The following is a 26,845-nucleotide window of genomic DNA, read 5'->3' on the forward strand; positions in this document are numbered from 1 at the left end:
CGGAGCAGCAGCCCGGGCCGCAGGGGCCCGCCCCCGGCGGTGACGCGGGCGCCGTCCAGCCCTGGTCGCCCCCGGCCGCCACGGGGCCCGGCCCGCTGCCCCCGGCCGCGGACGCCTCCGGAAGCGCCGCCTCCGGCGACGGGAGCGCCGCGTACGGCGGTGCGCCGTTCCACGCCGGCACCGCCCACGGTGAGCAGCCCCACGCCGGGCAGCCCCACGGCGGTGGGCCGGTGCAGGGCGGCGATACGTCCGCCCACGGCGGAGGGGCCGCGCACGGCGGTGTGCCCTCCCACGGTCCGGGGATGCCGGGCCAGGGGGGCGCCACCTCCGGGCCGGGCGGCGAGGGGCCCGCGCACGGCGCCGGGGTGCCGGCTCCGGGGTCCGCCACGCACGGCGCCGGCCCCTACGGGGACGGGCCGTCCGCGCAGGGCGGTGCCGTCTCCCAGGGCCCGCCCGCGGCCGGGGTGCCGCCGCGGCCGGAGACACCGCCCGCCCCGGGCGCGGGCCCGCTGCCGCCGCAGGCGCCGCCCGGCGGTTCCCCGTGGCAGCAGGGCGCCCCCGCGCAGGGCGAGGCCGAGTCCACGCAGTTCCTCGGCACCGGTTGGGTGGCTTCCCCCGACGCCGAGGAGACCCGGATGCTGCCGCCGCAGGCGGCGGAGCCGGACGCCCAGGCCACCCAGCACCTGCCCGCGTACCCCGCGAACGACCCGGCTGCGGCGCCCGGCGGCGATGCCGAAGCCACCCGGATGATCCCGCCGCAGGGCGCCGGGGACCCGGAGAGCACCACCCGGCTCCGGGCCGCCCGCCCGCCCGCGCGGGACACCGGTCACCCGGGTCCGCCTCCCGGCGGGGCGCCCTACGGGGTACGGACGGGTGCACCGGCCGACCCGCAGCCGCCGACCGGCTTCGAGAGCCTCTTCCGCGACGGGCCCGGCACGCCTGCCGCGCCCCCGCCGGAGGACCGTACGCAGACCCTGCCGCCGATGGGCGCGGAGGGCCCCGGGGGCGGCCCTCCGGCGGGGCGGGCGGCGGCGCGCCGGGAGGCAGACCGGGAGCGCGGCCGGCACGGCATGTCCCGGGGCGTGCTGATCGCGGTCAGCGTCGCGGGCATCGCGATCATCGGTCTGATCACCGGTGCCGCGCTGAGCAGCGGCGGAGGTGAGGAGGAGCCGCAGGCCGGTGGCGGCGCCACGACCGCGCCCGCCGGGGAGAGGGGCTCGCCGTCGCCCTCGGCGGACGCCGCGGAGTCACAGGCGCGGAAACTGAACGCGCTGCTGGAGAGCAGCAACAACAGCCGGACCTCGGTGATCCGCGCCGTCCAGAACATCAAGCAGTGCAAGAAGCTCGGCGACGCGGCGGCCGATCTGCGCGCGGCGGCCAAGCAGCGCACCGGCCTGGTGACCAGGCTCAGCGAGCTGGACACCGGCGCCCTGCCGGACAGCGCGGAACTGAACAGCGCCCTCACCGAGGCGTGGAAGGCCTCGGCCCGGGCGGACAATGCCTACGCCCGCTGGGCCGACCAGGTCGCCGGCCGGAAGGGCTGCCACAAGGGCACGCCGCGCTCCACGGGCCAGCAGGCGGCCGGCAACCGGGCCAGCGGCGAGGCGACCCGTGCGAAGAAGCGGGCCGCCGGGCTGTGGAACCCGACGGCCCGCAAGTACGGCCTGCCGGAACGCCGGATCACCCAGCTCTGACCCCGGCCCGCCTCCGCCGCCCCCCCGCCGGGCCGCCGCCGGGCCGGCGACCCCGTCGGCGGACGGCCCCCCGCGGCCGCGCGGGCCCCCGGACCCGCGCGCCGAGGACGGGCGTCCCCGCCCGCGGGTCAGGACTCGCGGTCGGCCACCAGCGACGTCCGTACGTCCACGAAGCGGTCCCGCACCGACACCACCCGCCCGTCCCGCACCCGCTGGTACGTCACCCTCGTGTTCACGATCCGCGGGAAGTCGTGTGCGGCGAGCAGGTCCTCGTAGTGCCAGCGCAGCTCCGGGGTGAGCCCGCCGGTGGCGATCGCCGGGCCCTCGTCGAGGGCGTCCCGTACGGTCTCCGCGGTGACCGGGGTGTCGCCGTCCAGCGACTCCAGGGCGGCGCGCAGCACGGTGTAGGCGATCCAGGTGGTCTGCACGCCGGGGTCGTCGGTGTCGATGCGGTTGTCGCCGAAGGCGTGCTCCCGCACGACCCTCTTCATGGGTTCCCAGCGCAGGTCGTCGGCGGCCGGGTACCAGCCGGTGGCGTACGCGCCCTCCAGGGGGCTGTCGGCGCCGCCGGTCTGGTCGATGAGCCGCTGCCGGACGCTGCCGAGCACCGAGGCGCTGGTGATCCCGGCGTCGTCCGGCTCCAGCCGGCGGAAGCTGTCGAAGAAGGTGTCCGTGCGCCCGCCGAGCACGGCGGTCACGCAGCCGCCCTCCGCTTCCGCACCGGAGGCGGTGCCCTCCGGGGCCTGGCCCGCGCCCTCGAGGGCCTCCCGCGCCGCCTGGCCGTAGGAGGTGGCGTCCTCCGGCGCCCGTACGTCCGTGACGGGCGCCGCGGAGGCGGCGCCGCCGTCCCGCAGGCCGGTGTCGAGCAGCGGCGGGAGCTGGTCGCCGGCGACGGTGTCCGGCCGTACCAGCGCCACCTGTGCGCACTCGGCGGCGGCCAGCTGCCGGCCGTTGCCGGCGACGAGCGCGGGGAGACCGCCGTTGACCGGGTAGGAGAGGGGGCTGGTGAACTCCTCGTCGGTGATCCCGTAGCCGCCGAGGTAGGGGATGCCGTGGCCCTCCAGGGGGGCCATGAAGGAGCGGCCGTGCTGGCTGTAGGAGCCGACGACGGCCACCACGTCCTGCTTGGCGGCCCGCTGCGCGCAGCGGGCGGCGGCCACCGTGTCGTTGTGGTCGTTGCAGGTGAGCACCTCCAGGCGGCGCCCGTTGACGCCGCCGGAGGCGTTGACCCAGCGGGCGTACGCCTCCGCCATGGCGGGCATGCCGGGCATGTTGGTGGCCTCGGTGTTCTGCGGGGCCCAGGTCATCACGGTGATCGGGTCGTTGCCGGCCTCGGCGGTGCCGGGCAGGATGCCGCAGCCGCCGAGGAGGGAGGCGCCGGCGGCGGTGGCGAGGGCCACGGCGGCGGTCCGGCGGGTTCTGCGGAGACGGCGTCGGGAGGAACGAGGGGTACGGCTCCGGGCGGTCATGCGCCGCACCCTTCCGGCCCGCACGTAACGGGACAGTGATGGGACGGCAACGTACGGTGACACCGGGGTGAATTCCGGGGGGCCGGGTCGTGGGTGAGGTGGGGAACGTAGGGTCGAGCACCATGCAGCAAGCTCCGGAGACGTCTTCCCGCCGTGGCCGCCGGTCCCCCACCATGGGCGGCATGCCCGTCAACGACATGCCCTGGTGGCGCTGGCGCAGCAACGTGCGCTCGGCGCTGCACATGCTCTCCGACCCCGTCTTCCAGCAGGAGTGCTGGGCGACGGGCACGCCAGGCTACGGCGACGTCACGGACGCCGTCTACCGGCTGGTCGAGGACACCTGGCTGGACAACTGGTCGGCCGAGAAGTACGTCGGCACGATCTTCCGGGACTCGCAGGAGGCGGCGCTCGTCGACACCGCCGTGCTGCGGGTGCTGCGGATCATGCACCAGGTCGGCGCGGACGCCCCGGTGGCGACCTACATGGAGCACCACGGCTGGCCGGAGGCGGTACGCGCGGCGCGTGACGCGCACGTACGGCTGGCGGTGAACGACGGGGACGACCCGGACCAGCCGCCGCACTCGCTCGAGGTGCTGGCGATCATGCTCCGCGAGGTGTGAGCGCCGGGGCGGCCGCCGGGCGGTGTGCGGGCCGGGCGGCGTGCACAGGGCCGGGCGGGCGGCGGGCAGCCCTTACGCTGGTGCCATGAGCCAGCCGGAACAGTACGTCCTCACCCTCTCCTGCCCGGACAAGACGGGCATCGTGCACGCCGTGTCGAGCTACCTCTTCATGACCGGGTGCAACATCGAGGACAGCCAGCAGTTCGGCGACCACGACACCGGGCTCTTCTTCATGCGGGTGCACTTCTCGGCGGAGCCGCCCGTCACGCTGGAGAAGCTGCGGGCCAGCTTCGCCGCCGTCGGCGACTCCTTCGAGATGGACTGGCAGCTCCACCTCGCCGAGGAGCGGATGCGGGTGGTGCTCATGGTCAGCCGCTTCGGGCACTGCCTCAACGACCTGCTGTTCCGGGCCCGCATCGGCGCCCTGCCCATCGAGATCGCGGCCGTCGTCTCCAACCACCGGGACTTCGCCGAGCTGGTCGGCTCGTACGGCCTCCCGTTCCACCACGTCCCCGTCACCCCGGAGACCAAGCCGGACGCCGAGGCGCGGCTGCTGGCGCTGGTCGAGCAGGAGGGCGTGGAGCTGGTGGTGCTCGCCCGCTACATGCAGGTGCTCTCGGACGACCTGTGCAAGAAGCTGTCCGGGCGGATCATCAACATCCACCACTCGTTCCTGCCGAGCTTCAAGGGCGCGAAGCCCTACCACCAGGCGCACGCGCGCGGCGTCAAGCTCATCGGCGCCACGGCGCACTACGTCACCGCGGACCTCGACGAGGGCCCCATCATCGAGCAGGAGGTCGAGCGTGTGGGCCACGAGGCCGGCCCCGACCAGCTCGTGGCGATCGGCCGGGACGTGGAGTGCCAGGCGCTGGCCCGCGCGGTGAAGTGGCACAGCGAGCACCGGGTGCTGCTCAACGGCAACCGCACGGTCGTCTTCACCTGACGCCGGCCGCGAACTCCCCGAGCGCGACCGCCAGCTCCGCCGGCGCGTCCTCCTGCACCAGGTGCCCGGCCCCCTCGACGAGCCGGAGCCTCGCGCCGGGGATGGTCTCCGCCAGCCGGTGCGCCCGGTCCACCGGGATCCAGGTGTCCTCGGTGCCCCAGCAGACCAGCACGGGCAGCTCGATGCTCGCGTAACGCCCCTCGATCTCGTCGGTCCAGCGCTGGTCCGCCTGCGCGATCTGGCGGTAGAACGCGGGCTGCCCGCGGTCGCCGAGCCACGGCTCGGTCAGCCGGTCCAGCACCCGAGGGTGCAGCCCCCGATGGCTGGCGGAGGAGATGTACTCCCGCACCAGCGCCCGGTGCAGCGCGGCGGGAAGCTGTTCGAAGACCTCCGGCTGCCGCCCGACCAGCCGGAAGAACGGTGAGCCCCACGGAGCCAGCGCCACCACGTCGACCAGCGCCAGCCGGCGGTAGCGGGCGCCGTGCAGCAGGTGGGCGCGGAGCGCGACGGCGCCGCCGAAGTCGTGCGCCAGCACGGTGGGGAGCCGGTCCGCGCTGGTCAGCCCCCAGTGCGCCAGCAGCTCGCCGAAGACCCGCCCCTGGACCGCCAGCGACACGTCCTGCCCCGTCGCCTGCTCCGAGGCGCCGTACCCCGGCATGTCCCAGACGAAGACGCGGTGCCGCGGCGCCAGGGCACGGGCCACGCCCCGCCAGGTGTAGGAGGACCAGGGCGTGCCGTGCAGCAGCACGACCGGGGGCGCGCCAGGGTCACCGAGGGCATCCCAGCGGACCTCCCCGGCGCTGCTCGCATACGTCTCCCGCAGTTCCCAGCCGCTCACCGCTGCCCCCGTCCGTCGTCGCCGTACGCCGCCGGCGGTCGCCGGCCCGGCCCGTGACGATACGCCTCTCCCGCGTCACAGCCGGGAGAGGGAGGCGGCGGCGAAGAGGACGTCGCGGATGGCCTCGCGGTCGCCCTGCTGCCCCGCGGCCGCCTCCTGCGGTGCGACATGACCCGCGGCGAGCTGGCAGAACTCCATGCCGTCCAGCGCCACATGGGCGACCTCGTCCTCCGGCGCGGTCGCGGCGGCCGGCGAGTCCAGCGGGATGTACCAGTGACCGCCGCCGTCGCCCTCGATCTCCAGATGCAGGGCGCGCCCGTGCGCACCGGCCGGCGCGAGCCGCCGGCTCGGCCCGGCCAGTCCGGCCCGCCGCCGGGCGGCGAGCGTCTCCGGGAGCAGCCGGGCCGCCAGATCCACCATCAGGTGCAGATGCGGGCCCGCCGGCGGGTCGTACGGGTAGTCCACCGCCTCGGCGATGTCGCCCGCGTGCACCCAGCACTCGAAGGCGCGGTCCAGGAAGGCGTCCCGGAGAGGTAGCGTGAAGTCCCCGTAGGACACCGGGAGTTCCGGGGTGTGGTCGCCGCCGAACGGGACCGTGCGGAGCAGGGCGTGGCCCTGGGCGCGCCACGCCGAGCGCACCCCGGCGGGGCCCTCCGCGCCGGGTGGCGCGGGGAAGGCGTCCAGGGCAGCCCGCCACTGGGCCTCGGTGCGTGCGGCCGGGCCCGCGCCGCGCGGGAGACCGAGCGCCGCGAGCGGGTCCGGCAGCCCCAGCGCGGCGGCCGGCAGGCCGTCCACCGCCAGCAGATGGCCGAGCACCCCGGCCACCGTGGTCGCGCGTTCCGCGCTCTTCTCACCGTCGAACCACCGCAGCCGCACCGGTGCCCGCCACTCGTCCTCCGCCATGTCGTGCAGCAGGGCGTCCAGGCGCGCGGTCTCCGCGTCGTACGGGGCGGCCCAGGCGGGGAGGGGGATGCGGGCGGGCCGCCGCAGCAGACAGCCCTCCAGCACCCGGGAGCGCAGCATCGGGTCCAGATCGAGTCCGTCCTCCGGGTGCAGCAGCCCGACGGCGTCCCGCAGCCGCAACGCCTCGTCGGCGCAGCCCGCGCAGTCGGTGAGGTGCGCCTCTATGGCCGCGGTCTCCTCGGCGGAGCAGGCGGCGAGCGCCCAGGCGCCGAGCAGCGACTTGAGCACGCCGTGGTCGTACCCCGCGGCGCCGGGCCGCGCGCTGCCGCCGGCCGGCCCGGGCGGTGTCCCGGCCCACTCCGCGTGGTCGGAGTCCGTGTGGTCGGAGTCCGCGCGGGCGGGGTCCGGGGTGCCGGGAGCCGCGCGACCGGGGTCCGCGGTGCCGGCGTCCGCGTGGTCGGAGTCCGGGCGACCGGGGTCCGCGGTGCCGGGGTGCCCAGGACCCCCGTCCGTGGAAGCGGAACCCGTGGGTTCCGGGCCCGCCGGGGCCGCGGGCGGCCAGGGGCCGTCCTCGGCCGCCGGGCGGGGCGGCGGGATGTGCGGCGGGCGGGCCGCCCCGCCCTCGCCCGGCGAGCCGTCGCCGCATCCTCCGTTCCCCATCGGTCGCTCCGGCCCGTTCACCGGGCCCGCTCCGGCCCCTGCGGTGCTCCCGGACGGCCGGAGCCGGGCACACCGGAGGCACCGGAGGCCCCGGGGCTGCCCGGTGCCCCGGGCACGGCGGGCAGCGGGCGGGCCACGGCGGAGGACAGGAGTTGCAGGCCCAGCCGCAGCCGGCGCCGCGCCTCGTCCTCGGTGACGCCGAGGTGCTCGGCGGTCTGGCGGTAGTCACGGCGCTGGAAGTACGCGAGCTCCAGGGCGGCCCGCAGCGAGGCGGGCATGGAGGTGACGATGTAGTCCGCGCGGGCCGCGGCGGAGGCGGCGCGCACCTTCTCCTCGACCTCCTCCGGCGTGCCGCCGTGCTGCCGCCGCAGCCGCCCCGCCGCCTGCCGCTGGGTGACCCCGGCCATCCAGGCGCGCAGCGAGCCGTACCGGGGGTCGTAGGCGTGCGGGTGCTCCCAGACGTAGGCGAAGACCTCCCGGGTGGTGTGGTCGGCGGCCTCGTCGTCCTCCAGCACGCGGTGGGCGAGACCGTGCACCAGTGCGGCGTACCGGTCGTAGAGCTCGCTCAGCGCGGCCGCCTCACCGCGTGCCAGCCGCTGCTGCATCTTCCGGTCCCAGCGCGGTGGTGTGTCCTGTGCCATCCGGCTCCGCTCCCCAAAACCGCCCGTATCGCGACCGTCAACACCTCGAATGTAGTGCGGGGGGCTGACAACGTGCGCCCCTTTGCGGCAATGTGCGCTCTACGGTGATTGCTGAAGGTGCTGATTCCGTCACGTTGTGGTGGTTCCCGACCGTCCGGGGGGCCGGAACGGCTCGGATATGCCGCGGGATTGTGCGGCCCCCGGGGGAACTACCGGGCGAATGGCGTCGTCCACGACATAGGGTCGGTGACAGGCAGGCAGCGTTTTGACCGTCGGCGCGAGGGCAGCCGAGTCAGGAAGAATCACTTCCGCAGAGCGGGCGTACACGCTCGGTGAGCGAAAGGGTAGCGAACACGTGTCGTTGAAAGTCTGTGAGGAAGCGCGGGGGGAGTGGACGGTCCTCCGGGTCTCGGGCGAGATGGACCTGGTGACCTCACCCGCCGTACGGCAGCACGTCCACGACGCGGTCGCGGAGGGCCGGCGCAGCCTGGTGCTGGACCTCTCCGAGGTCCTGTTCTGCGACTCCAGCGGCGTGGGCGTCCTGATCGCCTCCCGGCGGCTGATGCGCTCCTGCGCGGGGCGGTTGCGCCTGATCCTGCCCGCCCGCGGCGCCGAGGACGGCTCCCACGTGAACCGGGTGCTGGCCGCGCTCGGCGTCCGCCGCCTCTTCGACTGCTACCCCGACCTGCCGGCGGCGACGGGGGAGACCGCCCGGGCGGCGCGTCCCCTCTCCGCCTGACTCCTCCGGCTCCGGGGCGCGCCCACCGCTCCCTCCTCGACGCCGGCGGTCCGCGCCAGGCGTGCCGGATGCGCCGGTTCTCGTCGGCCCTGGCGGGATTCTCCCGCCGCTCCACTTCACCGCCGGACGCTCTCCGGTCCCCCGTTCTCCCCCGATTCCCCGGCTCGCCCGACGCCCCTCCGGTGTTTCCGGTCCCCGCCCCGCACCAGCCGGCGTCCCGGGTGCCGCACACGGCCGTACGCTGCGCCGTTCGCGGGCTCGGTGGCCCGGTGCCTTCGGGTACGCTCCCCGGCGTGCGAGAAGTTCCCGGGCGCACGGAATGCGCTGCGCGTGCCTGATGCGGTGTCGTTCGACTCCCCGTGACCGGCGTCGCACAGTATGCGGTACGCCTACTCCTTTGCGCCGGAATATGCCTGAAGCGCTTGTTGTCCCGACGCTGCGACGGTCAAGCTGTTCCCCGTCCACGCCACGGTGCGTGGTCGTGCGGATACGCGGGGCGACGAGCCTGGTTCGGATGGTGTGAGCGGTGCAGATGCTGCAGGTGCAGTTGGAGATCGGTACTGACCCCCGGGAGGTCGCCCGTGCGCGCAGGTGGGCCCGTTCCCGGCTGACCGGGTGCGGTCTGCCCGCGGAGGAGCCGGTGGCCGAGATCGTCGTGCTGCTCGTCTCGGAGCTGGTGACGAACGCGGTGGTGCACACCGGCCGCCCGGCCGTCCTGCGCATGCGGCTGCCGCGGGTGCCCGACCGCGCCGCCGGGCCGGTACGGGTCGAGGTCGCCGACGCCAGCACCCGCGCCCCCCGCCAGCGGCACGCCCGGGGCGAGGACACCGGCGGCCGCGGGCTGGAGCTGGTCTCCGGGCTCGCCGACCGCTGGGGATGGCACCCGGAGGGCGACGGCAAACGCATCTGGTGCGAACTCGACCCGCGGCTCGACGACGAGGAGGAGGCGTCCGGGCCGCGGACCGCCGGACCTGAGGCGTACTGGGGCACCTCCGCCGGGCGCATCGGCGCCTGACGGCGGCGTGCCGTCCGGGCCACAGCCGTACGGCACCGCGCCGGCGACCTCCCTGACGGGGCGTCGGGGTGGCCCTCCGCACGGGGACGCCCGCGCAGGGTGCGCGAAATGTCACGGGTCCGTACGCGGCCGTGCTCGTGCCCTGCGTCCCGGAGAGGGTCATCCCCGGCGGTGCCCACAGTCTGAGCGTGACGGCCGGTCTCGCCCATGGCGCCGACTCCCCCTCCGGGGAGGCGGAGTCGCGGCAGGCGCTGGCCGAGCTCGCGGTCGCCGCGGCGCGGCACGCGTATACGAGCGGGCCGCCTGCGACGTGCCCGCGGAGCTGCCGGACGGGCCTCCGGAGGTGCCGGCTCAGGGCTGAGGCACGCGCCCGGGCACCCCGGGGCGCCGGTCACCTCGGGGCGCCGGTCACCTCGGTGGCTGCGCGGCCCCCGCCGTGCTGCGGAAGGTGCGGCGGTAGGCGCTCGGGGAGACGCCGAGCACCGCCTGGAGATGCATGCGCAGCGCCGCCGCCGAACCGAAACCGGCCTCCGCGGCCACCCGGTCCACCCCCAGTTCGCTGGTCTCCAGCAGGTGCCGGGCGCGCTCCACACGCTGCCGGGTCAGCCACTGCTGCGGGCTGATCCCGGCCTCCTCGCGGAAGCGGCGGGTGAAGGTCCGTACGGACATCGACTCCCGCTCGGCGAGCTGCCGGAGGGTGAGCGGGCGGTCCAGGTGCTCGAGTGCCCAGGCCCGGGCCCGCCCCGTGCTGGACACCCGGGGCTCCGGCACCGGCCGCTCGATGAACTGCGCCTGCCCGCCGTCCCGGTGCGGCGGCACCACGGTGCGCCGGGCCGCCGAGTTGGCGACGGCCGAGCCGAAGTCCTCCCGGATCATGTGCAGGCACAGGTCGACCCCGGAGGCCACCCCTGCCGAGGTGAGCACGTTCCCCTCGGCGACGTAGAGCACGTCCGGGTCCACCCGCACGCGGGGGAAGAGCCGCTGGAAGCGCTCGCAGGAGGTCCAGTGCGTGGTGGCCCGCCTGCCGTCCAGCAGCCCCGCGGCGGCCAGGACGTAGGACCCGGTGCAGATGGAGGCGATCCGCGCGTCGGGGCGTATGCGGGCGAGCGCGCCGGCGAGCGGTGGGGTGAGGGTGCCGGAGGTCCAGGGCTCGTCCTGCTCGTGGGAGGCCGGGACGATCACCGTGTCCGCCTCGGCCAGGGCTTCCGGGCCCAGCGGCACGTTCACCGTGAAGTCCGCGTCCGTGCGCAGCGCGCCTGGCGTGGCCGAGCAGGTCAGCACCTCATAGCAGGGCGCGCCGTCCGCGTCCACGGCGATGCCCATGAGGCGGTGCGGTATGCCGAGTTCGATGGGGAGCAGCCCGTGCCGTACGAGTACGGCGACCCGGTGCCGCTCCGGGTGACGGAAGACGCTCATGGCCCGATCCTCGCACATCGTGGCTCCCGGGCCACTCGTCCGGGCTGTGCGGGCCGGGTGAGGGTTTCCGGGTGACGCAGCAATCCGGCCTCCCCCGCTCCCCGTATCCCCGCTCCCCGGCCCGTCGCCCGCAGACCGCGAAGGCCGCGGACGCCGCGGCCCCTGTGGCCGCTCCGCCCGGGACGCCCCGCCGCCGGCGGGGGCCGCACCGTGCCTGGTGGGTGGCCGTGGTCTGCTTCGTCGCCCTGGTGGGCGCGGCGGGCTTCCGTGCCACGCCGAGCGTCTTCATCGACCCCCTGCACGAGGAGTTCGGCTGGTCGCACAGCACGATCTCGGCCGCGGTCTCCGTCAACGTCCTGCTCTACGGCCTCACCGCCCCGTTCGCCTCCGCGCTGATGGAGCGGTACGGCATCCGGCGCGTCGTCTGCGGCGCTCTGCTGCTCATCGCGGCCGGCAGCGGACTGACCGTCTTCCTCTCCGCGTCCTGGCAACTCGTCCTGTGCTGGGGCGTGCTGGTGGGCCTGGGCACCGGCTCGATGGCGCTGGCCTTCGCCGCCACCGTCACCAACCGCTGGTTCGTGGCCCGCCGCGGGCTGGTCACCGGCGTCCTGACCGCGGGCGGCGCGGCCGGTCAGCTCGTCTTCCTGCCGCTGGTCGCCCTGCTGGTGGAGGGCCCGGGGTGGCGGGCGGCCTCGCTGGTGGTGTGCGGGGCCGCACTGGCCGTCGTACCGCTGGTGCTGTGGCTGCTCCGGGACCGGCCCGAGGACGTCGGGCTGCTGCCGTACGGCGCGGGGCCCGACTACGTCACGCCCGCCCCGCCGCCTCCGGGGGCCGCCCGCCGGGCCCTCGGGGCGCTCCGTGCGGCCGCGCGGACGCGGGTCTTCTGGCTGCTCGCCGGCACCTTCGCGGTCTGCGGCGCCTCCACGAACGGCCTGGTCGGAACCCACTTCGTGCCCGCGGCCCACGACCACGGCATGCCGGTGCCGGCGGCGGCGTCGCTGCTCGCGGTCATCGGGATCTTCGACCTGATCGGGACCGTGGCCTCCGGCTGGTTCACGGACCGCTTCGACCCGCGGCGGCTGCTGGCCGTGTACTACGCGCTGCGCGGGATCTCGCTGCTCTTCCTGCCGCTGCTGTTCGCGGAGACCGTGCAGCCGCCGATGCTCTTCTTCATCGTCTTCTACGGGTTGGACTGGGTGGCCACCGTGCCGCCCACCATCGCCCTCTGCCGCGAGCACTTCGGCGAGAACGGCGCCGTCGTCTTCGGCTGGGTACTCGCCTCGCACCAGGCCGGGGCCGCACTCGTGGCGTTCCTCGCGGGCCTGGCGCGGGACGCGACGGGCTCGTACGACCTGGCGTGGACCGCCTCCGGCGCACTGTGCGCGACGGCGGCGCTGATGGCCCTGCTGATCACCGGCCGGCCGGCGGTGCGCCGGGGGAAGGGGAGCGGGTGAGGGGTCTGGGCGCGCGTGCGGGGGCTTGTACAGGTGGGGCGGCCGGGTGGCGGAACGCTTGGCCCTCGCCGGCTCGGGTCGGCGTGGAAGCCTGGCGCCCGCCGGGCCGCAGCCCGAGTGTCTGCCCGGCCTACCGACTGCCGCGCGCACCCCCGCTCCGGAACGGCCCGCAGCCGAACGCCGCAGTGCCACCGGCGTGGAACGAGCGGAGCGAGAAGACGAAAGCTCAGGCACAGCGCGGCAGCAGCCCGCCACGGCGCCCCCGTCACCGGCTACCGACCGCCCCACCGCCCGGCCCCGTCACAGGCGGGTGAACCCCAGCCCGCCACGCCACCCGCGCCCGCAGCATGAACGAGCCCGCCACCCACCACCCCTCCCCTCGTAGCCCGCCGATCGGTGACCGCAATCACCCACTGGCCCGCACCCGGGAACGCACCCGTCGGCTCCCCGGGCCGGGGCCGTTACGCCTCTCCCGTGCCCGCCGGGCCGCGGAAGGTGGCGCGGTAGGCGGTCGGGGTGACGCCGAGGGCGGCGTGCAGGTGCTGGCGCAGGGAGGTGCCGGTGCCAAAACCGGAGGCGGCGGCCACCCGGTCCACGGGCAGGTCGGTCTCCTCCAGGAGCTGCCGGGCCCGGTCGAGGCGCCGCCGGGCGAGCCACTGCCCCGGCGTGAGCCCGGTTTCCTGGCGGAAGCGGCGGCTGAACGTCCGTACGCTCATGGAGGCGTGAGCGGCCCACTCCGCGAGGGTGGGCGGGTCCTCCAGCCGGGTCAGCGCCCAGGCGCGGGCCGGGCCGGTGGAGGAGCGGGCCGCCGGCTCCGCGACGGGCCGCGGGATGAACTGCGCCTGGCCGCCCTCGCGGTGCGGCGGCACCACCGTGGTGCGGGCGACGTCCGTGGCGACCGCCGCCCCGTGGTCGCGCCGGATCAGGTGCAGGCACAGGTCGATCCCGGCGGCCTCGCCCGCGGAGGTGAGGACGTCGCCCTCGTCGGTGTAGAGGACGTCCGGATCCAGGTGGACGGAGGGGTGCAGGGCCCGGAAGCGGTCGGCGGACCGCCAGTGCGTGGTGGCACGCTTCCCGTGCAGCAGCCCGGCGGCGGCCAGCACGAAGGAGCCGGTGCAGACCGAGGCGATGCGGGTGCCCGGGCGCAGCAGCGCGAGGGCGGCGGCCAGCCCGGGGCTCAGCTCGGAGGTGAGGCCGTCCAGTTCGTGCGAGGCGGGGATCAGCACCGTGTCGGCCTCGGCGAGGGCCTCGGGCCCGCGGGACACCAGCACCGGGAAGTCGGCGTCCGTGCGGATCTCCCCCGGTTCGGGCGCGCAGGTCACCACCTCGTACAGCCGTGCGCCGTCGCCCGGGCGCACGGCGGCGCCGAAGAGCTGGTGGACCATGCCCAGCTCCAGCGGCAGCACGCCGTGCCGGACCAGCACGGCGACCCGGTGGCGTTCCGGCGTGGCGGCGGCGGGGCCGCCCCCGGCCGGCCGTTCCCGGTCCTGGCGCGGACGGCTCGTGGCGTGCGTGGCGTGCGTGGCGTTCGTGGCGTTCGTGGCGGACATGGCCAGATTCTTTCATGTCATGGCCGTCCGGCCAGTGGGCGCGGGACCGCGCAGGGCGGAGCCTCGGAGGCATGAGAATTCACTGGATCTTCGCCCATCCCGAGCGCCGCTCGCTGAACGGCACTCTGCTGGACGCCGGACTGGACGCACTGACCGGGGCCGGGCACGAGGTGCGGCTCTCCGATCTCTACGGCATGGAGTTCCGGCCCGTGGTGGACGCCGCGGACTTCCGCCGGGAGTCCTGCGAACGGCTGTTCGTCGGTGCCGAGCAGGAGCGCGCGTACCGGGAGGGCAAGCTGGCTGACGACATCCGGGCCGAGCACGAGAAGCTGGACTGGGCGGACACGGTGGTGCTGCACTTCCCGCTGTGGTGGCTCGGGCCGCCGGCCATCCTCAAGGGGTGGTTCGACCGGGTCCTGGTGCAGGGCTACGGGTTCGGCGTCCGGGACGAGGACGGCCGCGCGCGCCGCTACGGCGACGGCCGGCTGGCCGGCAAGCGCGCGCTGGTGGTCACCACGGTCGGGGCCCGCCCGTCCTCGTTCGGGCCGCGCGGCGTCCACGGGCACATCGACGAGGTGCTCTTCCCGCTCCTGCACGGCACGCTCTGGTACACCGGGATGGCCGCACTGCCGCCGTACGTCGTCTACGGCGCCGACCGGGCGACCGAGAGCGAGGTGGCGGCCCGCGCCGCGGAACTGCGGGAGCGGCTGCTCACGCTGCCGGAGACCGAGCCGCTGCCCTACCGGCACGAGGCGGGGGGCGACTACGACGCGGACCTGGTGCTCCGCCCGGACGCAGCCCCCGGCCGCACCGGCGTCGGCGCCCACGTCCGCCGGCGGGGCTGACCGGCGGCAGCGGCCGGGGCACCGGCCGCTGCCGGCCGGGACACGGCTTCCGGGGCGCAGGACGTCGGCAGGCCGGACCATGCGGTCCGCCCCCTCAGCCGGCGGGCTCGCGCCACATCTGCCAGACCGGGGGGCCGCCGTGGGGGAGGGGGAGTTCGGCGCGGACGGTGAAGCCGAAGTGCTCGTAGAGGGGGAGGTTGGCGCGCTGGGAGGACTCGAGGCAGGCGGGGAGCCCGGCGGCGTCCGCGCGGGCGAGCCCGGAGCGGAGCAGCGCGCCGCCGTGGCCCCGGCCGCGGGCGGCGGGCTCGGTGCCGAGGACGGCGAGGTACCAGTGCGGGGTGTGGGGGGTGTGCCGGGCGACGAGCGCGAAGGTGGCGTGCAGCCGGGTGGTGCCGCGTTCTCCCAGCAGTTCCGGCAGTTCGCGGAGGGCGGCGGCGTCCGGGACGGCCTGCTCCTGCGCCTCCGGGGGCACCCAGAACGCCGCGGCCGCGTCGGTCCGTTCGCAGAGCGCGTGCGGGGCGTACTGGTGGCGGTGGAGTAAGGCGTAGTAGCGGGCCAGCCGCTCCTCCCGGTCCGCCGTCCCGTCCGGGAAGAGCCAGCGGGTGACCGGGTCGTCGGTGAAGGCGGCGGCCAGGATCCGGCCGACGAGGGGGGTGTCGCCCGGTGGTGCCGCCACGGGCGTACGCGATATCACCATGTCGATCATTGTCCCAGCGCGGTGCTGGGCCCGTCGGGTGCGGTGGCCCGGCCGGTGCGCCGCAGGCGCCGGCAGGCGGCCGTGCCCGGGCGACGCCCGGGTGCCCGGACCGGGCCGTGGCCGGGGCGTGTCGCGGGGCCCGTCCCGCCCCTGAGGGGCCGGGTCCGGGGGCCCGTTCCGTCCTCCGGGTCCGGGCCTGGGGCCCGGCCCCTCGTGCGGGTCCGGGCCTGGGGCCCTGTTCCTCACGGACCCGGGGCCGTGCCGTACGGCGCGGCCGGCCGGTTCAGTCCGCGTTGCGGGATATCGCGCGGGCGATGCGCTCCGCGTCGCGGGCGAGTTCGCGGAGCATGCCGCTGAGCGGGTTGGTGAAGCCGGTGAAGTGCAGGCCCGGGGCCGAGCGGTGGGTGCGGGCGCCGTGCACCAGGGGGCGGCCGTCGGGGCCGAGTACACCGAGGTGTCCGACGAGCGGTTCGAGAGCGTGGCGGTAGCCGGTCGCGGCGATCACCGCGTCGGGGGTGAGCACGGTGCCGTCCGTCAGTTCCACCTTGTCGCCGGTGATGCCGGCCACCGCGGCCACCGGTTCCACCCGGCGCTTGCGTACCGCCCGCACGAAGCCGTGGTCCTGCACGGGGATCGCACCCTCCCGGGCCCGGGTGGCGAGGCCGCGTTCCGGGCGCGGCAGCCCGTACGGCGCGAGGTCCGGCACGCTCAGCCGGGTGAGGGGCGTGGCGAGGCCGTCCACCAGCCGGGTGGGCAGCCGGCGGGAGAGGACGCCGTTCGCCTGCGCGGGCCAGCCGAGGGTGCTGCGGCGCACGATGTGCGGTGGGGTGCGGACGGCCACCCGGACGCGGTCCGCGCCGCCCTCGGCGAGGTCGACGGCGATCTCGGCGCCGGTGTTGCCGACGCCGGCCACCAGGACGTCGCGTCCGGCGTACGGTCCCGGGTTCCGGTACGCGGAGGCGTGCACCAGGTCGCCGGTGAAGGTGTCGGCGCCGGGCCAGTCGGGGGTGTACGGGGTGTGGTTGTACCCGGTGGCGACGACCACGGCGGGTGCGGACAGCCGGCGGCCCCCGTTCGCGTGCAGGGTCCAGCAGGCGCGCTCGGGGTCGCGTTCGACGCGGTCCACCTCGACGCCGGTGGCCAGTTCGATCCGGTGGTGCTCGGCGTACGCCTCCAGGTAGCGCACCAGGTCGTCCCGGGCGACCCAGCGGCCGTACCGCCGGGGGATCGGCAGTCCGGGCAGCGCGGACCGGCGCCGGGTGGTGTGCAGCCGCAGCCGGTCGTAGTGGGCGCGCCAGGACGCGGCGACGTCCGGTGACTTCTCCAGGACGACGGCGTGGACGCCCCGGGCCCGCAGGGCCGCGGCGGTGGCCAGGCCGCCCGGCCCGGCACCGATCACGTGGACGGGGGTCCCTTTTCCGGACATGTGCATGCCCATGAGCTTAGGGGGTGGCACTCGGGTGCGCCCGTCCGCCTCCGCGGGGGGCGGTCCGGCCGGGTGCCTTGGCAGGCCCGGGCGGACCAGGTGACTTGACGCTTCGTCAGGCGTCGCTCGTCTGGTAACAATCCGGCAAAGACCTCCGGGCTGCCGGGCACTTTGGTGGACATGTGCCGTTAGTGCCACATGTGTACGGCTAGAACGGAGCCGCCATCGCACGCCCGACCGAAGGGGCACGCTCCGTTGCAGCACGCGAAGAGAAGAAGCAAGACGTCCAGAATCGTCCTCGCCGGTGCCGCCGCGCTCGTCGTGTTCGGCGGTACCGCCGTCGGAGCCGGGGCGATCGAGCAGGCCGGGTCCGGCCCGGAGCTCGGAGAGGTACGCGGGGCCGGGGCACCCGGCGCGATAGACGGCGAGTACATCGTCGTCCTGAAGGACGGCGCCGTGCAGGACGGCGCCGTGCAGGACGGCGCAGGGCGGGACCAGGCCGGGCCGGACGGCGCCCCGGGGGACGGGGGCGCGCAGGACGGCGCAGGGCGGGAGCGTGGCGCCGCCGGACACGCCTCCGCCGTACGGAAGCTGGCCGGCGGGCTGCTGGAGGAGGCCGGCGCCTCCGGAGCCGCCGTGGAGCGGACGTTCGGCACCGCGCTCCACGGCTTCGCGGTACGGGCCGGCGAGCGCGAGGCGCGGCGGCTCGCCGCGGACCCGGACGTGGCCTTCGTCGAGCAGAACCGCGTGGAGTACGGCGACGGCACGCAGAGCGGGCCCACCTGGGGTCTGGACCGGATCGACGAGCGCACGCTGCCGCTGAGCGACAGCTACACCTACGACTCCGCCGCCTCCGGCGTCACCGCCTACATAGTGGACTCCGGCATCCGGATCGGCCACGACGAGTTCGAGGGCCGCGCGGAGTACGGCCACGACTTCGTCGACGACGACGGGACGGCGAACGACTGCCACGGCCACGGCACCCATGTCGCCGGCACCCTCGGCAGCGAGCGGTACGGCGTCGCCAAGGACGTCTCGCTGGTCGCCGTGCGCGTGCTCAACTGCGAGAACCGCGGCACCACCGCCGACGTCCTGGCCGGCTACGACTGGGTCGCGCAGAACGCGGTGCTGCCCGCGGTGGCCAACGTCAGCATCGGCGGCAGCGCCAGCGACGCCAAGGACGCGGCGGTCAAGGGCATGGTCGACGCCGGGGTGACGGTGACGGTCTCCGCCGGCAACTCCGACCGCAGCGCCTGCCTCCAGTCCCCGGCCCGGGAGCCGTCCGTGCTGACGGTCGCCGCCTCGACGGGTGAGGACGCCCGCTGGAGCTCCTCCAACTACGGCGACTGCGTGGACCTCTTCGCCCCCGGCTACCGGATCGTCTCGCTCGGCATCGACTCCGACACCGACACCTCCATCTGGAGCGGCACCTCCATGGCCGCGCCGCACGTCGCCGGTGCCGCCGCCCTCTACCTGGCCGATCACCCGTCCGCCACCCCGGCGCAGGTCACCGAGGCGCTGCTGGGCGCCACCACCCGGAGCGAGCTGAGCGGCATCGGCACCGGCTCGCCCAACCGGCTGCTCTACAGCCGGTTCTGAGCCCGCCGCCCGTCCGGGGCCGGGCCCGTCGGGTGACGCGCCCGGCCCGGGTGACGCTCCCGGCGGGCGCGGCCTGCCGGGCCGGCGTACGACCGCCTCACCGGCGCCCGGGACCCCGCGCCGCGCCGGGCCCCTGCGGGCCGGGCGCGGCGCGGGGCGCATGAGCCGGGGAGCCGCGGGGTAGGGACGGCCCGTCAGGAGCCGCCACCGCGCACGCGCCGAGCCGCGCCGTGCGCGGCCGACACGACCCGTCGGGAGCGGCCTTGTCTCGCACCCCCCGCACTCCGTACGACACCTCCCGCCCGTCCGGCGCCCGGCCCCCGCGGGCTGCGCGGGCCGCCCCCTGTTCCGGGACGGACCCGGGCACCGCCCGCCCGGACCGGGCGGATCCGCCCCGGGCCTTCCCGCTGCACGAACTCGAGGTTCCCGAGCCGCACCTGCTGCCCTTCGCCATCGGTACCTTCGACACCATCGGCCCGCTCTCCCGCGCCGCCTTCCCGCACCGGCACACCTTCCACGAGATCGTCTACGTGACCCACGGCAGCGGGAGTCACGTGGTGGACCTGCGCCGGCACCCGCTCCGGCCGCCCGAACTGTGCGTCATCGCCCCGGGCCAGGTGCACCACTGGGACGCCAGGGAGCTGCACGGCTGGGTGCTGCTCTTCGACGACGCCTTCCTCCTCGCCCACCCCGGCGACCGGGACCTGCTGCACCACCTCGCCGAGCACCCGCGGCCCCGTCTCGACCGGGCCGCCGTCGCCCGGCTCCGCCCGCTCGTCACCGGCCTGCTCGCCGAGTACCGGGAGCGCGGTCCCGGCATGGTCTCGGTGCTCCAGGCCCTGCTCCACATCCTGGTCGTACGGGCCGTCCGCGCGCTGGGAGCGGCCCGGTACGCGCGCGAGCCGCACGTCGTGCCCGCCCCGTCGCCCCCGCACGGGCCGCACGAGTCGCACGGGCCGCAGGGTCTGGAGGGGCTGGAGCGGCCCGGGGAACTGCGGCAGCGACCGGACGGGCCGGCGGGCACCCCCGAGCCGTACGGCACCCCCGAGCCGTCCGGCCTCCCGGGCCCGCCCGCGTCCGCCGCCGCGCTCGCCCGGCGCTTCACCCGCCTCCTCGCCCGCCGGGGAGCGGACGGGCAGCTCGCCGTGACGGTCCGCGGCTGCGCGGCCGAGCTGGGCGTCTCCGCCGGCTATCTCACCGAGGCGGTCAAGGCCGCCACCGGCCGCACCCCGGGCAGCCTGATCCGCCACGCCCAGGTGCTGGAGGCCAAGCGGCTGCTGGCCGGGACCGGGCTCACCGTGGGACGGGTGGCCCGGGCGGCCGGCTTCTCCGATCCCGCCTACTTCTGCCGGTTCTTCCGGCGCGAGACGGGCCTCAGCCCGGGGGAGTTCCGCCGGGCCGCGCACGGTACCGCGGCGGCTCCCGTACGGAAGCACCACACCGGCCGCACTCCGTCCATCGACCCGGGCGAGGGGGCTCCGTAGCGTCATGGGCACGCCAGGCCGGCCGCGTCCGGCCCCCCCCCGACGCCGAGGAGAGCACCGTGCAAGGCGACCTGTCCCCGGAACGACCCGCCGCAGGCGGCGTCAGCCGCAAGACCGTGCTCAGGGCCGCGGTGGCCGCGGCCCCGGCGGCCGCCCTGCTGGGCGCCGCACCCGCGCCGGCCCGGGACCGCGCGGTCACCGGCCGGCCGCTGACCCCCACGCCCTCCTGCGACGACGGCGACGACCCCACGCCCCCGCAGACCGAGGGCCCCTACTTCACCCCCGGCTCGCCGGAGCGCCGCTCGCTCCACGAGCCCGGCCAGGGCACCCGGCTGACGGTCAGCGGCTACGTCTTCGGGCCGGCCTGCCGGCCGGTGCCGGACGTGCTGCTGGACTTCTGGCAGGCGGACGGCAGCGGCGCGTACGACAACATGGGCTACCGCTTCCGCGGCCACCAGTACACCGACGCCTCCGGGGCCTTCCGGCTGGTCACCAACGTGCCCGGGCTCTACCCCGGCCGCACCCGCCACCTGCACGTGAAGGTGCAGGCCCCGCACCGCCCGGTCCTCACCACCCAGCTCTACTTCCCGGGCGAGCCCCGCAACCACACCGACGCCCTTTTCGACCCCGCGCTGCTGATGACGATGCGGGACGGCACCGACGGGCGCGAGGGCACCTTCGACGTCGTCCTCGACCTGCCGCAGGACCCGGGCGACCCCGGGGACCCGGGCGGCACCTGGTCGGCCGGCACGCTCTACCAGGCCGGCGACCGCGTCACCTACGGCGGCGCCACGTACGCGTGCCTCCAGGCGCACCGGGCCGCACCCGGCTGGGAGCCGCCGAACGTCCCGGCGCTCTGGCGCCGGATGTGAGCTCCCGGCGGCGGCCGCACCGCACCGGCCGCCGCCGGGGACGGGCCGCCGTACCGCGGGGCGGCCCGGGACAGGACGGGACGCGGGAGACCGGGCCCGGGCGGCGGTGACAGGGGCCGCCGCCCGGTCCCCGGCCCGCCGGGCGACGGGTGTGGGACGTTTCATCCGGCGGGCCTCTCCCGGCCGGTGCCGGGGGAGAGTGCGGTGGGCGTGCGGGTGCGGGTGCGGGGCCGTGGCATCGGTCCGGGGCGGGGCCCGGCCGACGGTGTCCCCGAGGCGTCCCCGAGGCGCTCCCGCGGTGTGCCCGCGTGCACCGTCGCGCGTCGCGCTCCGCGCCGGGCGCTGCGTGCCCGGCGCACGGCCGCTCCGGCTCCGCGGAGCGCGCCCCGCTCAGCGCGGGGGCTTCCGCCCGGTCACGCCCAGGTGCACCAGCAGTGCCAGGTTCGGGCGCAGCTCGCTCTGCCGGACGCCCCAGCTCTGGAAGGCCTTCTGATGGCTCGCCACCCCGGCCAGCATGGTGACCAGCGCACCGGCCATCGCGGCGGGGGAGACGTCCTTGTCGACCCGGCCCTTGCTCTGCAACTCCTTGATCGACTCGGTGAGCGAGCCGGTCACGGAGTTGAGGATCTTCGTCCGGAGCCGGGTGAAGCGCTTGTCGCCCTCCGCGGCGCCCAGATCGACGACGCGCAGGATGGCGTCGTTCCGGCGCCAGAACGAGAGGAAGCCCTCCACCAGGTCCTCCGCCGTCTGCCGGCCCGCCTTGCCGGTCCAGGAACGGCCCGCGACCAGCTCGGTGAGGCCCGTGCCTTCCTTGGCCATGGAGTCGGCGAGCTCCAGGACCGCGCCCTCGACGTCCGGGAAGTACTGGTAGAAGGTCGCGGGAGAGGTGCCGGCCCGGCGGGCCACGTCGATCACCTTGACATCGCGGTACGGCGAGGTGTCGAGCATCTCCCCGAGGCACTCGAGCAGCTTCTGCCGGGTCGCCTGACCACGGCGTCCGGCCACCCTGCCGTCGACTGTTCGAACCTGTCCTGTCATGCCGTCAGCTTACCGACGGGTGATCGGCGCGCGATCTGGCCGCATGCAAATGGGTTCGTTCTCCCGCGGGCCGCTCCGTGCCGTCCCGGGCGTTGTCGGCGGGTGCGGTTAGCGTGCCCGTACACGCACGGTGACCTGCCGTGCGACCGGCGGTACGGACGGTACGGGAGGTGAGGAGCGTGGCCCGGTTCCCCGAGGGAGCGCCCTGCTGGGCGGTGGCCATGCTGCCCGACCTGGAGGCGGGCAAGCGGTTCTACGGCGAGCTGCTCGGCTGGTCGTACGGAGGCTCCGGGGAGGAGCGGCACGGCTACACCACGGCCACTCTCGGCGGCCGCGTCGTCGCCGGCCTCCTCGCCAAGCCGGACGGGCGGATGCCCACCGACTGGGCGCTGCACCTGGCGACGGAGGACGCGCAGGCCTGCGCCCGCCGCATCCGGGAGGCGGGCGGCCAAGTGATCATGGACCCGTTCCCGGTGGGGGACGTGGGCCGGACGGCCGTGGCGGCCGACCCGGGCGGCGCGGTCTTCCAGCTCTGGGAGTCCACGTCCATGCCCGGTTTCGAGATCACCGGCCGGCCCGGCGCATACGCCTGGGCGGAGGTCCACACCCGGGACAAGGAGGCCGTCGACGCCTTCTACCGCGAGGTCTTCGGCTTTGGCACCGAGGACCTCTCCGGCACCCTCGGTCAGGACTTCCTGGTGTGGGCGCCGGCGGGGGAGCCGGTCGACGACGCGCACGCCATCGGGGGGCGCGCGGTGCTGGAGGAGAGCGCTCCCGAGGAGCTGCCCGCGCACTTCCTGACCTACTTCGCCGTGCGGAACTGCGACGAGGCGGTGCAGGTGACGGCCCGGCTCGGCGGACGTACGCTGATCGGCCCGCAGGACACCCCCTACGGCCGGGTTGCGAGCCTGGTGGACAATCAGGGGGCGTACTTCGCGGTGATCGCGGAGCCGGACGAGGGGGAGCCGGACGAGGGGGAGTGAGCGCACGGGGGCGTGCACGGCGGGGGAAGGCGCAGTTCACGGCGGTTCCACCGGGGCTTTCCGGGGGCGCCCGGAGGCGTTCCGGGGGCGCGCCGACGTGGGCCTCCGCCGTGCCGGGACACGACCGGTACGCCCCCGGGTTCGCAACCGTCGGCTCCGCCAGGAAGAATCGTCCTCCGGTCCCCGCGGCCGGCTGGGCGGTGAGAGGCTGCACGGGGCGGGCAGAGAAGGCGAACGCCCCCACGGGGAGGTGGCAGGCAAGTGGTGGAGCAGCTGACGCAGCACGATCCGCGACGGATCGGGCCGTTCGAGGTGCTCGGCCGTCTCGGTGCCGGCGGCATGGGGCTGGTCTATCTCGCGCGTTCGGCGTCCGGACGCCGGGTGGCGATCAAGACGGTCCGTACGGAGCTCGCCGAGGACCAGCTCTTCCGCGTGCGTTTCACGCGTGAGGTGGAGGCGGCGCGGGCCGTCAGCGGCTTCTACACGGCCGCCGTGGTGGACGCCGACCCGCGGGCGGCCGTTCCGTGGCTGGCCACCGCGTACGTCCCCGCACCCTCCCTGGAGGAGATCGTCAACGAGTGCGGGCCGCTGCCCGTACAGGCCGTCCGGTGGCTGGCCGCCGGGATCGCCGAGGCGCTGCAGTCCATCCACGGCGCCGGGCTGGTGCACCGCGACCTCAAGCCGTCGAACGTGCTGGTCGTCGAGGACGGCCCGCGCGTGATCGACTTCGGTATCGCCTCCGGGGTCTCCAACACCCGGCTGACCATGACCAACGTCGCCGTGGGCACCCCGGCCTACATGTCGCCCGAGCAGGCCCGGGACTCCCGCAGCGTCACCGGGGCCAGCGACATCTTCTCGCTCGCCTCCACCCTCGTCTTCGCCGCCACCGGGCACGCGCCCTTCCACGGCGCCAACCCGGTGGAGACCGTCTTCATGCTGCTCCGGGAGGGACCGGACCTGGAGGGGCTGCCCGAGGAGCTGCGGCCGCTCATCGAGTCCTGCATGCGCATGGCCGCCGAGGAGCGGCCCACGCCCGCCGACCTGCAGGCACAGCTCGCCCCGCACCTCTTCTCGGCGGGCGGCGACGACAGCGGCACCGCCTCCGCCTGGCTGCCGGCCGGCGCGGTCGGGCTGATCGAGCGCAAGCGCGGCGCCCGGGCCCGCGTACGCCCCCGCCCACCTGCCCAGCCCGCGCACGGGCCCGCCGGGAGCGACGGCGGGGCGTCCGCCGGACCGGACCTCGCGGGGCCGGCCGGGGCGCCGTCGGCACCTGCCGGCGTGGCACCCGGCGCGTCCGGGGTGCCCGGCGACACGGGTGGCATCCCGGCCGGTCCGGGCGGCCCGCCCGCCGTCGGCCCGAGCGGCGGCCACGCCCCGGCCCCGGTGGGTGCGCCGGCGGCCGCGGGGTCCGGTGGGGCGCCCGCCGGGCACCTGGCCGCGGCCCAGGGGGCTTCCGGGGTCTCCGGGGTGGACGCCCCCGCGGCCCCGGTTCCGGGGGCCGACGCGGCACCCGTGCACCTGCCCGGGTCCCAGGTGCCCATCGGTCCCGGTCCGCGCCGCGCCGAGGAGCTCCCGCAGCCGGACTCGGGTGCGGCCACCGGCTGGGTACGCCCGCCGAACGGCTCCGTGGGGCAGCCCGCCGCCCCGCCCGCCCCGCCACAGGCCCCGCCCGCGCCCGTCGCCCCGCCGGACGGCGGCGCGCCGCAGCGCTGGCGTCCCTGGCGCTTCCGGATGTCCAACGACCTCTGGGGCTCCCCGGCCGTCGTCAACGACCTGCTCTACGTCACCTCGTTCGAGGTGCACGCCCTCGACGTCGCCACCGGGCGCCGACGCTTCAAGACCCGCGAGGTCGCCTGGTCCATGGCGGTCGCCGGCGGCCGGGTGCACGCCTCCGACGGCCCCAGCCTCTACGCCCTCGACGCCGCGGACGGCTCCGAGCGGTGGCGGCTGGCCACCGACGGCTGGGTCTACTCCCTCCGGGCCGACCGCGGCACCGTGGTCACCGGCACCCGCGGTGGCGGCGTCCAGGCGTGGGAGGCCGCCAACGGTGAGAAGCTGTGGGAGCTCAGCGGCGCACAGAGCGACTTCGAGACCCCGGAGGCCGGTCCCGTCGTGCACGGCGGCACGGTGTACGCCTGGGGCGACGGGCGGCTGCACGCGCTGGACGCCCGTACGGGCGCCGAGCGCTGGGCGTACCCGGTCGGCGACGTGTCCGCCACCGGCGGCGTCCCGGTGCGGCTGACCGTCGCCGAGGACGGCGCGGTGTACGTCTGCGCCGGGTCCCGGGTCTTCGCGCTGGACGCGGCGAGCGGCGCCGAGCGGTGGCGCTTCGACGCCCCGGCGGCCTTCCTCTGCCCGCCCGCCTTCGTGCCCGGGCCCGCGGTGGCCGGTGGTGGCCTCTACCTCGCGGACTACCTGGGCACCGTCTACGCCCTGGACGCGGTCAACGGGCACGACCGCTGGCGGATCGCCACCGAGTCCCGCCATTCCCCCGAGCCGGTGCTGGTCGCGGACGGCCTGGTGCATCTGGGCAGCGGTGGCGCGCTCTACACGCTGGACGCGGTGAGCGGCACGCCCCGCTGGCGGTTCGCCGCGGGCGGCGACGTGGTGGGCGCCCCGGTGGCCGCGGCGGGCCGGGTGCACTTCGGCTCCGCGGACTGCTGCATCTACACGCTGGACGCGGTCGGCGGGCAGCTCCGCTGGAAGCTGGCCACCCAGGGGGAGATCACCGGGTCGCCGGTGGTGACGGGCGGCGTGGTGTACGCCTGCAGCAAGGACCGCTGCGTCTACGCCCTGGACGCCGCCAAGGGCACCGGGCAGAGCCGCCACTCCTGACCGAAGGCGCCGCCCGACGGCCCGGGCCGCCCTGCCCGCGCCGGGCGTCCCCGTCAGGCGTCGAAGCGGCGGCGGGAGGCCTCGATGTGCCCGAGGTACCGGCGGGTCCAGCCGCACATGCCGTCGATCGTCTCCCGCAGGGCCCGGCCCGGCTCGGTGAGGGTGTACTCGACCCGCGGCGGCACGGTGGGGTGCACCGTCCGCTCGACCAGGCCGTTGCGCTCCAGCATGCGCAGGTTCTGGGTGAGCATCTTGTGGCTGATGCCCCCGATCTCGTTGCGCAGTTCGCTGAAGCGGAGGGTGCGGTCGCCGAGGAACTCGATGATCAGCAGCGCCCACTTGTTGGCGACGTCCGAGAAGATCTCCCGCGCCAGAGAGTCCGCGCGCGTCAGGTCCGCGTCGTCGGGCAGGCCCCTGAGCTGTGTGGTCACCATGCGGTGCCCCCGTTACCGAAAAGTGCGTTCTTCCAGGTCAGCACAGACTCTCCTACGGTTCTCGAGTAACCGCAAGAGACCGGGAGAGGCCCGGTCCGGTGGAGGAGAGCCCACGGGCTCCGGGACGAGGAGGCGGGCACCATGGCCATCACGCTGGTGAACCCCGGTGGACTGCCGGAGGTGGACGCCTACCGGCAGGTGTCGGTCGCGACCGGATCGCGGCTGGTGCACATCGCCGGGCAGGTCGCCTGGGACGCGGCGGGGGTCACGGTCGGCGTGGGCGACCTCGCCGCCCAGGTCGAGCAGTGCTACCGCAACGTCGGGACCGCCCTGGCCGGGGTCGGCGGTTCCTTCGACGACGTGGCGAAGCTGACCGTCCACGTCGTCGACTGGACCCCGGACAAGATGCCGCTGCTGCTGGACGGGATCGCCCGGGCGGCCGCGTGGCTGGGGACCACCCCGGTCCCGCCGGCCACGCTGCTGGGCGTCGCGGCCCTGGACGTCCCCGAGCACCTGGTGGAGGTCGAGGCCACCGCGGTCCTCGACTGAGGAGTCCGCGGACCTGCCGGGCCGGCGGTCCCGGGGCGCCCGTGCCGCGGCGCGCCGCCGGGGTCGGGCGGACGCACTCGCGTCGCCGGGGTCGGGCGGACTCAGCCGCGTGGCCGGGGTCGCGCCGACGGGCCGGGCGCC

General features: G+C 76.0%; 23 protein-coding genes and 1 pseudogene. 13 read left to right on the plus strand and 11 right to left on the minus strand.

Annotation, left to right across the window (positions count from 1 at the left end):
• Positions 1-293, minus strand: a pseudogene (locus HOY81_RS23265) (hypothetical protein); the annotation flags it as partial.
• A gap of 9 nt (positions 294-302) precedes the next feature.
• On the opposite strand from HOY81_RS23265, the gene HOY81_RS23270 reads away from it, so the two are divergent.
• Positions 303-1,694 carry a hypothetical protein gene (locus tag HOY81_RS23270; protein WP_237322636.1) on the plus strand — a complete coding sequence of 464 codons (1,392 nt, stop codon included), beginning with the start codon at positions 303-305 and terminating at the stop codon, positions 1,692-1,694.
• Positions 1,695-1,822: 128 nt separating this feature from the next.
• On the opposite strand, the gene HOY81_RS23275 is transcribed toward HOY81_RS23270, so the two are convergent.
• Positions 1,823-3,163, minus strand: coding sequence for an ABC transporter substrate-binding protein (locus tag HOY81_RS23275; RefSeq protein ID WP_237322637.1), 1,341 nt, complete (start codon positions 3,161-3,163; stop codon positions 1,823-1,825).
• Positions 3,164-3,285: 122 nt separating this feature from the next.
• Here HOY81_RS23275 and HOY81_RS23280 point away from each other — a divergent pair, with 122 nt between their 5' ends.
• A complete protein-coding gene (locus HOY81_RS23280; protein WP_237322638.1) occupies positions 3,286-3,783 on the plus strand; it encodes a hypothetical protein in 498 nt (165 codons plus the stop codon).
• Positions 3,784-3,868: 85 nt separating this feature from the next.
• Positions 3,869-4,726, plus strand: a complete 858-nt coding sequence (gene purU / locus HOY81_RS23285) for a formyltetrahydrofolate deformylase (RefSeq protein WP_237322639.1) — start codon at positions 3,869-3,871, stop codon at positions 4,724-4,726.
• Here purU and HOY81_RS23290 read toward each other — a convergent pair.
• From HOY81_RS23290 to HOY81_RS23300, 3 genes are all read right to left on the minus strand, one after another.
• Complete coding sequence (locus HOY81_RS23290; protein WP_237322640.1) at positions 4,719-5,564, minus strand: alpha/beta fold hydrolase; 846 nt, start codon at positions 5,562-5,564, stop codon at positions 4,719-4,721. The genes purU and HOY81_RS23290 overlap by 8 nt on opposite strands.
• A 75-nt stretch (positions 5,565-5,639) precedes the next feature.
• Positions 5,640-7,127: a zf-HC2 domain-containing protein gene (locus HOY81_RS23295; protein ID WP_237322641.1), complete on the minus strand. Its 1,488-nt coding sequence runs from the start codon at positions 7,125-7,127 to the stop codon at positions 5,640-5,642.
• A gap of 17 nt (positions 7,128-7,144) precedes the next feature.
• A complete protein-coding gene (locus HOY81_RS23300; RefSeq protein WP_237322642.1) occupies positions 7,145-7,768 on the minus strand; it encodes a sigma-70 family RNA polymerase sigma factor in 624 nt (207 codons plus the stop codon).
• Between the two features lie 355 nt (positions 7,769-8,123).
• Between HOY81_RS23300 and HOY81_RS23305 the strand changes: the two genes are divergently transcribed.
• Both HOY81_RS23305 and HOY81_RS23310 read left to right on the plus strand, forming a co-directional pair.
• Positions 8,124-8,507 carry an STAS domain-containing protein gene (locus tag HOY81_RS23305; RefSeq protein ID WP_237322643.1) on the plus strand — a complete coding sequence of 128 codons (384 nt, stop codon included), beginning with the start codon at positions 8,124-8,126 and terminating at the stop codon, positions 8,505-8,507.
• A gap of 526 nt (positions 8,508-9,033) precedes the next feature.
• Positions 9,034-9,522, plus strand: coding sequence for an ATP-binding protein (locus HOY81_RS23310; protein WP_237322644.1), 489 nt, complete (start codon positions 9,034-9,036; stop codon positions 9,520-9,522).
• A gap of 408 nt (positions 9,523-9,930) precedes the next feature.
• On the opposite strand, the gene HOY81_RS23315 is transcribed toward HOY81_RS23310, so the two are convergent.
• Positions 9,931-10,938 carry a GlxA family transcriptional regulator gene (locus HOY81_RS23315; RefSeq protein WP_237322646.1) on the minus strand — a complete coding sequence of 336 codons (1,008 nt, stop codon included), beginning with the start codon at positions 10,936-10,938 and terminating at the stop codon, positions 9,931-9,933.
• 164 nt (positions 10,939-11,102) lie between these two features.
• Here HOY81_RS23315 and HOY81_RS23320 point away from each other — a divergent pair, with 164 nt between their 5' ends.
• The gene (locus HOY81_RS23320; RefSeq protein WP_237322659.1) at positions 11,103-12,392 is read left to right on the plus strand and encodes an MFS transporter; all 1,290 of its coding nucleotides are present in this window, start codon (positions 11,103-11,105) and stop codon (positions 12,390-12,392) included.
• A 461-nt stretch (positions 12,393-12,853) separates the two neighbouring features.
• Here the strand turns inward: HOY81_RS23320 and HOY81_RS23325 are convergent, their stop codons facing one another.
• Positions 12,854-13,942: a GlxA family transcriptional regulator gene (locus HOY81_RS23325; protein ID WP_237322648.1), complete on the minus strand. Its 1,089-nt coding sequence runs from the start codon at positions 13,940-13,942 to the stop codon at positions 12,854-12,856.
• A gap of 71 nt (positions 13,943-14,013) precedes the next feature.
• Here HOY81_RS23325 and HOY81_RS23330 point away from each other — a divergent pair, with 71 nt between their 5' ends.
• Positions 14,014-14,787, plus strand: a complete 774-nt coding sequence (locus HOY81_RS23330) for an NAD(P)H-dependent oxidoreductase (RefSeq protein WP_237322649.1) — start codon at positions 14,014-14,016, stop codon at positions 14,785-14,787.
• Between the two features lie 94 nt (positions 14,788-14,881).
• Here the strand turns inward: HOY81_RS23330 and HOY81_RS23335 are convergent, their stop codons facing one another.
• Positions 14,882-15,484 carry a GNAT family N-acetyltransferase gene (locus HOY81_RS23335; RefSeq protein WP_237322650.1) on the minus strand — a complete coding sequence of 201 codons (603 nt, stop codon included), beginning with the start codon at positions 15,482-15,484 and terminating at the stop codon, positions 14,882-14,884.
• Positions 15,485-15,767: 283 nt separating this feature from the next.
• The gene (locus HOY81_RS23340; RefSeq protein WP_237322660.1) at positions 15,768-16,910 is read right to left on the minus strand and encodes an NAD(P)/FAD-dependent oxidoreductase; all 1,143 of its coding nucleotides are present in this window, start codon (positions 16,908-16,910) and stop codon (positions 15,768-15,770) included.
• A gap of 255 nt (positions 16,911-17,165) precedes the next feature.
• Here HOY81_RS23340 and HOY81_RS23345 point away from each other — a divergent pair, with 255 nt between their 5' ends.
• The 3 genes from HOY81_RS23345 (at position 17,166) to HOY81_RS23355 (ending at position 20,865) form a co-directional block, all read left to right on the plus strand.
• On the plus strand, positions 17,166-18,509 hold the full coding sequence (locus HOY81_RS23345; protein ID WP_237322651.1) for a S8 family peptidase: 1,344 nt from the start codon (positions 17,166-17,168) through the stop codon (positions 18,507-18,509).
• A gap of 263 nt (positions 18,510-18,772) precedes the next feature.
• Positions 18,773-19,993 carry an AraC family transcriptional regulator gene (locus HOY81_RS23350; protein ID WP_237322652.1) on the plus strand — a complete coding sequence of 407 codons (1,221 nt, stop codon included), beginning with the start codon at positions 18,773-18,775 and terminating at the stop codon, positions 19,991-19,993.
• Between the two features lie 59 nt (positions 19,994-20,052).
• Positions 20,053-20,865, plus strand: a complete 813-nt coding sequence (locus HOY81_RS23355) for a carbohydrate-binding protein (protein WP_237322653.1) — start codon at positions 20,053-20,055, stop codon at positions 20,863-20,865.
• A 390-nt stretch (positions 20,866-21,255) separates the two neighbouring features.
• Here HOY81_RS23355 and HOY81_RS23360 read toward each other — a convergent pair whose 3' ends face one another.
• On the minus strand, positions 21,256-21,903 hold the full coding sequence (locus HOY81_RS23360) for a TetR family transcriptional regulator (protein WP_237322654.1): 648 nt from the start codon (positions 21,901-21,903) through the stop codon (positions 21,256-21,258).
• Positions 21,904-22,082: 179 nt separating this feature from the next.
• On the opposite strand from HOY81_RS23360, the gene HOY81_RS23365 reads away from it, so the two are divergent.
• Both HOY81_RS23365 and HOY81_RS23370 read left to right on the plus strand, forming a co-directional pair.
• Positions 22,083-22,886, plus strand: a complete 804-nt coding sequence (locus tag HOY81_RS23365; protein WP_237322655.1) for a VOC family protein — start codon at positions 22,083-22,085, stop codon at positions 22,884-22,886.
• Between the two features lie 261 nt (positions 22,887-23,147).
• Positions 23,148-25,721 (plus strand): PQQ-binding-like beta-propeller repeat protein, encoded by a 2,574-nt coding sequence (locus HOY81_RS23370; RefSeq protein ID WP_237322656.1) that lies wholly within the window; start codon positions 23,148-23,150, stop codon positions 25,719-25,721.
• 53 nt (positions 25,722-25,774) lie between these two features.
• On the opposite strand, the gene HOY81_RS23375 is transcribed toward HOY81_RS23370, so the two are convergent.
• Entirely contained in the window at positions 25,775-26,155 is a 381-nt protein-coding gene (locus HOY81_RS23375; protein WP_237322657.1) for a helix-turn-helix domain-containing protein, read from the minus strand.
• A gap of 141 nt (positions 26,156-26,296) precedes the next feature.
• On the opposite strand from HOY81_RS23375, the gene HOY81_RS23380 reads away from it, so the two are divergent.
• The gene (locus tag HOY81_RS23380; protein WP_237322658.1) at positions 26,297-26,704 is read left to right on the plus strand and encodes a RidA family protein; all 408 of its coding nucleotides are present in this window, start codon (positions 26,297-26,299) and stop codon (positions 26,702-26,704) included.
• The last annotated feature ends 141 nt before the right edge of the window (positions 26,705-26,845 follow it).

The sequence above is a fragment of the Streptomyces sp. JJ36 genome (assembly GCF_021696945.1).
In the GTDB taxonomy this organism is placed as follows: domain Bacteria; phylum Actinomycetota; class Actinomycetes; order Streptomycetales; family Streptomycetaceae; genus Streptomyces.